This is a genomic window from Alkalihalobacillus alcalophilus ATCC 27647 = CGMCC 1.3604 (genome assembly GCF_000292245.2).
Taxonomy (GTDB): domain Bacteria; phylum Bacillota; class Bacilli; order Bacillales; family Bacillaceae_D; genus Alkalihalobacillus; species Alkalihalobacillus alcalophilus.
Map to the genome: position 1 here is coordinate 1 of NZ_ALPT02000134.1, position 5,816 is coordinate 5,816.

At 37.8% G+C, this 5,816-nt stretch carries 7 protein-coding genes; 4 read left to right on the plus strand and 3 right to left on the minus strand.

All coding sequences use genetic code 11. From position 1 onward, the window contains the following. Positions 1–5: 5 nt before the first annotated feature. The gene (locus tag BALCAV_RS20375) at positions 6–590 is read right to left on the minus strand and encodes an LNS2 domain-containing protein (protein ID WP_003320516.1); all 585 of its coding nucleotides are present in this window, start codon (positions 588–590) and stop codon (positions 6–8) included. 170 nt (positions 591–760) lie between these two features. On the opposite strand from BALCAV_RS20375, the gene BALCAV_RS20380 reads away from it, so the two are divergent. Next, on the plus strand, positions 761–1,297 hold the full coding sequence (locus BALCAV_RS20380; protein ID WP_003320517.1) for an MATE family efflux transporter: 537 nt from the start codon (positions 761–763) through the stop codon (positions 1,295–1,297). Positions 1,298–1,368: 71 nt separating this feature from the next. Here BALCAV_RS20380 and ispG read toward each other — a convergent pair whose 3' ends face one another. Beyond that, entirely contained in the window at positions 1,369–2,472 is a 1,104-nt protein-coding gene (ispG, locus tag BALCAV_RS20385) for a flavodoxin-dependent (E)-4-hydroxy-3-methylbut-2-enyl-diphosphate synthase (protein WP_003320518.1), read from the minus strand. A 103-nt stretch (positions 2,473–2,575) separates the two neighbouring features. Then, on the minus strand, positions 2,576–2,926 hold the full coding sequence (locus BALCAV_RS20390) for a hypothetical protein (protein ID WP_003320519.1): 351 nt from the start codon (positions 2,924–2,926) through the stop codon (positions 2,576–2,578). Between the two features lie 116 nt (positions 2,927–3,042). Between BALCAV_RS20390 and BALCAV_RS20395 the strand changes: the two genes are divergently transcribed. From BALCAV_RS20395 to BALCAV_RS20405, 3 genes are all read left to right on the plus strand, one after another. Further along, positions 3,043–4,278, plus strand: coding sequence for an MFS transporter (locus tag BALCAV_RS20395; protein ID WP_003320520.1), 1,236 nt, complete (start codon positions 3,043–3,045; stop codon positions 4,276–4,278). A 210-nt stretch (positions 4,279–4,488) separates the two neighbouring features. Then, positions 4,489–5,373, plus strand: coding sequence for a DUF1002 domain-containing protein (locus BALCAV_RS20400; RefSeq protein WP_003320521.1), 885 nt, complete (start codon positions 4,489–4,491; stop codon positions 5,371–5,373). Between the two features lie 251 nt (positions 5,374–5,624). Then, positions 5,625–5,816 (plus strand): hypothetical protein (locus BALCAV_RS20405; RefSeq protein ID WP_040324318.1); only part of this gene is annotated, 192 nt, incomplete at its 3' end.

The window sequence follows — 5,816 nt, forward strand, 5'->3', positions numbered from 1 at the left end:
TTGTGTTATTTTCGTTCTTTTTCCATTAACCATTTATCAACCCATTGTTTCGCTTCTTGCCAATTATACGTGCGGATGACGTTGTTTGGAATCGTTAAACGGTTGTACGGTGTGTCCATTAAGATAACGGGAATGTTAAATTCCTCCGCAATCGCAACGGCATTATCATGCTTGTCCTCAAAGAAAATATCAATTTTATGTGAACGGACCGCCTCTAATTTATCATGTTTTCCAACCATTTCAATATGATGATAAGGCAATTTAGTGTTTAGAAACCATTCCTTTGTCGTATCAAATAAGTGGTTTCTTCTTGCGGTAATATAAATGAGTTCGTGTTTTTTGTTCCATTCATGGATAATTTCGTTGGCGTAAGGAGCCATTTTCGCTTCTTTATAAATGAGGCTCTCATTTTGCCCCATCCACTTCCAAAAGTCATCTTCTGTAATATTTAAGATAGATGTTAAATCATATTCGGTTAAATCGTCTAAAGTTAAGGTTTTATTAAAATCCTTATTTAAGTAAGGAATAAATGTTGCTGGATCGGTTACTGTTCCATCGATGTCCAATCCGAAGCGTATTTTTTCTGTCATCATAAGCACCTCTTTTGTTAAAAAGTTCACGTCATATCCTACTACAATACATGATTTTGGGAGGCTGGTCTAGTTCATTTTCCTAAAGATGAAAAGATTAACTGCGATAAAACTTTTGATCTGCGTCATACTAAGACTGCTCCCCTAAACAAAGAAAGTGAGGGATTCGTATGGAAAAAGGGAAAGAATATAAAACGGATCCAGTCCGATTAGTTGACGACGATGATCCATCATTAACCTTTTTAAATACGCATGCTGATGGTCGTCGTGATACGCGGCCGATCAATGAAATGAAAGAAGATACAAGTGATTATGACGAGTCACAAGAGTCGGAGCCTGTTCATAATGATCAGAATGGCGGACAGCAGTTTAATGAAGAGACAGCTGCTGAATACGCTGCTTTAAATGGGATGTCTCCGGGGGGACGGCCATTTGATGCTGACCAATATGTGGTTCGTGATACGGATGAGGAAGTTGATCATGTAGATGTGGATAAAGATACTTCAACATCCGGTCGAGGTATCGGCACATTTGCTTTTGTGCTTTCTTTCTTGTCACTGTTCTTCTTGCCAGTATTGCTTGGAGCAGCTGGTATTGTCGTTGGATTTGTATCAAGGCATTACGGTGCTAAAGCACTAGGTAACTGGGCGATAGGATTAGGGGCTGTTTCAATCCTGTTGACTCTATTTTTTGCACCGTTCTTTTAGTTAAAACGGTGTCTGTTCAATAGGGGAGCTTTGGATAAATGTCCAAATAGAAAAGCATAAGCGAATGTCGCTTATGCTTTTTCTATTTCACGTTGCTTTGCGTAATGTTCTTCCGCTAATTTATCAATTTCTAACTTTAACTCCTCAACCATTGTGGCTTCAGGTACTTTACGAACGGTTTTTCCTTTCATAAATAAAAGTCCTTCACCTCGTGCACCAGCAATGCCAATATCGGCTTCTCTCGCTTCTCCTGGGCCATTTACGGCACAACCAAGAACGGCAACTTTAAGAGGAGCTTTAATTTTTGAAATGTATTCTTCCACTTCATTGGCAATACTAATTAAATCAATCTCAATTCTTCCGCAAGTTGGACAGGAGATGAGTGTAGCGGCATTTGAAGCAAGCCCAAATGATTTTAATAATTCGCGTGCGACCTTAATTTCTTCAACTGGATCGGCACTTAATGATATCCGCATTGTATTTCCAATTCCCATATTTAAAATAGCACCAAGACCTGCTGCACTTTTAACTGTACCAGCAAATAATGTACCACTTTCTGTAATTCCTAAGTGGAGAGGGTAATCAAAAGCTTGCGCTGCTTTTTCATAAGCTTCAATCGCTAAGTGAACATCAGAAGCTTTCATTGAGACGATGATGTCATGAAAATCTAAATCCTCTAAAATTTTAATATGATGAAGAGCACTTTCGACCATCCCATCAGCAGTAGGGTAGCCATATTTTTCGACAATTTTACGCTCTAAAGAACCAGCATTTACCCCAATACGAATCGGGATTCCTTTTTCTTTTGCGGCTTTTACAACAGCTTCTACTTTTTCACGGCGTCCAATATTACCTGGATTAATACGAATTTTATCGGCTCCGCTTTCGATCGCTTTTAATGCGAGCTTGTAATCAAAATGAATGTCGACTACAAGGGGAATATTAATACGTGCTTTTATATCAGCAATCGCTTCAGCTGCTCGCATGTCTGGACAAGCAACACGAACGATTTGACAACCTGCTTCTTCTAATCTAAGAATCTCAGCTACTGTCGCCTCAACGTCATGTGTTTTTGTTGTTGTCATACTTTGAATAATTACTTCGTCGTTTCCACCAATCGTCAAATTACCGACCTTGACTGGACGTGTTTTTGTACGATGCGTTAATGCGGTCATAGACCAATCGCTCCTTTTATACGAGGACTTAATTTAGTCAAGCTCGTTTGAGTTACGATACTATTTTATCAATGACCTATGAATTTTGGCAAGGAATATCTCCTTACTCCAGATAAAGAGGAAAAAGATACGTATGACCTATTTGGATTTTCTCAGGTTCAATTCCTTTATTTAATTGCTGAAAGTCATAAATCACTTCTTGAATTGAAACGGGAATGGGGCCACTATGTAAATGTTCGACTATTGATAAGACGGTATATCCTGGTTCAACGATTACTTCTTGGTAAAGGGAAACCTCATCAATTACTTGTGTAGTTTCTGTTTGTGTTTCGTCTTGTATTTGAGCTGCTTTTGCAGAAGTGGAGTTTTTTTCGGGTAAAGTTCCAGCTGTTAGATCATAATAAATGCTTGTTAAGGTAATAAAAGTAATGATTGTAAAAAGGAATTTTTTCATAAGCTTGTCCTCCTATTAACATCCTTTTGCCTCTATAGTATATGTGAGAATTAGGGAACATATGTCATGAATTTTTCCAAAAATATCGACTGCTTTTTTAAAAGGAGGCTAAAATGATGTCACGTAAAGGAGAAGGAAGTCACTTAGCGGTAGTTGGTGCGGTGATGATTGGTTTTTTGCCGTTTATAATGGTCCTTGGCAACTCATTATTTATTCCGCTTATCCCAAAGATTCAAATGGACTTACAGCTAACACCAGCAGAGGCTGGGTTATTTTTAAGTGTATTTTCTATGCCAGCCGCCTTGATTATTCCCTTAAGTGGTTTCTTTACGAATCGATTCGGCTATAAGAAAGTGATTTTGAGTGCTCTAATGATTTTAATTGTAGGTTCGTTGCTTTCGGTCATTGCGGTGTTTTATCCTAAGAGTCATTTATTCTCTTTATTGTTAGTTGGAAGGCTATTACAAGGGATTGGTGCTGGTTTGGTTACACCACTTGCTTTTATCATCTCAACGGATTGGTATAGCGGCAGGGAGCGTAATCAAGCTCTTGGAATGATTGAAGCTTTTAATGGTTTAGCGAAAGTCCTTAGTCCTATCATAGGGGTCGCGATTATTTTAATTAGCACATGGTCATTCAGTCTTGTCTTTTATTTCGTTTGTATTCTTTTGACATGGATAGGGATGTCGATTTTATTTACTTATAAAGCAGATGGGGGAAAGAAACAAAAGCCGCTCACCTTCCCTTTATTTTTAGAGGAATTTCGTAGTTCATGGCCACTTATTTTAGCGATTTTTGCCGTGGGATTTGGAGGGATGTTTGTCTTATTTGGCTATTTGGTTTATCTTTCTTATGAATTGGAAGGCTTTTATTTAGTGGAGGGTTTACAAAAGGGGGTTCTTCTTTCTATCCCATTTGCTTGTTTGACAATTTCCAGTTATTTCAGTGGGAAAATGAGCCTTCCTACAATTTATTTACGTACGAAAATGATAGTAGCAGGAATGATTATCATGTTTTTAGGGATTCTATTACCCATTCTTTCTTTTGAGCTCATTTCTCTCATGATTGGTTCATCCCTGTATTCAATCGGATTTGGAATCTTCTTGTCATTAGCAAGTCAAGTGTTGGCCATATCAATATCAAGGCAAATTAAATCGATAACATTTTCCTTATATTCAATGGTCCGTTTTCTCGGTGTTGCCTTAGGACCGGTTTTTTATAGTTATTGGATTAATGATGCTGAGCAAATCAGGTTTACAAGTTTGTCGTTAATTGGTTTATTGCTTATAATATGGATAATTATCTATCAATCAGGAAACATTGATCGTCTAGATGAGGGGGCGGTTAATTGATGATAAAAAAGTCTATTAAATCTGCTACTTTTTCACTTAACTTGTCGGTAAAAAGGCTGTATTTTACAATTTTACACAAGCTGAAACGTGTCAATTAGGACAAAAGACCCTTTTATTTTGTTTGAAAAATGTGTTTTCTATTGAGTAGGGCCAATTTATTGATAGGCTGTTGGTAAAAGCAGGAAACTGCTAAAAAAAGGGGTCGATGAAATGAATAAGAGATGGAAAAAGGTACTGATTTGCTTGATGCTTTTTGCCTTATTATGGCCAACATTAGCATTTGCTGACGCAGTACCAGGAGATATTATTATCACATTAGGAGAAGATTTAAATAACGAACAAAAGCAACGTGTGTTAGACGATATGGGTGTTAAGGAAAGTGATGTTGAGATTATTTACGTCACGAATCAAGAAGAACATCAATATCTAGGGGAGTATGTGAACGCAGCGACGATCGGAACAAGAGCGATTTCCTCGTCAAAAATTACACTTGCCGAGCCTGGGACTGGGATAACGGTTGAAACGAATAATGTGTACTGGGTCTCTGAAGGAATGTATGCTAATGCTTTGATTACAGCTGGGGTTGAAGATGCGGTTATTTATGTCACAGCTCCATTTAGTGTCTCAGGAACTGGAGCTTTAACAGGGCTTATCAAAGCATATGAAATTGCAACAGATACGATTATTCCAGAAGAACAGAAGCAAATTGCCAATGAAGAAATTGTGAAAACGTCCGAACTTGGTGAATCAATCGGTGTTGATGAAGCGACTGAATTAATGAACCGTATTAAAGAGGAAATGGCTAATAATCCAGTCGAAACAGAAGATGACCTACGTGAGCTCATTCGTCGAGTGGCAGCAGAACTAGGCATTACTTTAACAGATACAGAATTGGATGGTTTAGTTTCTTTATTTATGAGAATGAAAGATTTAAACATAAATTGGGATGATGTGAAATCACAAATATCCAAAGTTCGTGATAACTTAGATGACATTTTAAACAGTGAACAAACCCGTAACTTTCTTGAAAAGTTTTTGGATTTTTTAGGTAGTGTTGTTGATTCAATTAGAGGCTTTTTTAGTTCAAGCAATTAAGTAAATAAAAGACTGCTTCAAAAGGTCGTTTGACTTTTGGGGCGGTCTTTTTTATGTTGAGTGGCATCGAGACGACGTGCAGGTCAAGGCGGAGGGCGGTTGTCATGAGTAGAGTACAAAAAACATGGATAAGTAATGAAACGAGTGTGATAACCGGATTACGGTACGAAAAAGTGGGAATAGGTAATGAAAAAGTTGGGATGGCGGAATTAGGGAGTGAATAACCGCGGATAAGTAATGAAAAAGTTGGGGTGGCCAAATTACGTAGCGAAAAACGAGTAATAGGTAATAAAAAAGCTGAGCTGCCAAAATTAGAGTACGAAAAACCAGAGATAAGTAATGAAAAAGCCGAGCTGGCCAAATTACGTAGCGAAAAACGAGTAATAGGTAATAAAAAAGCTGAGTTGCCAAAATTAGAGTACGAAAAACCAGAGATAAGTAAT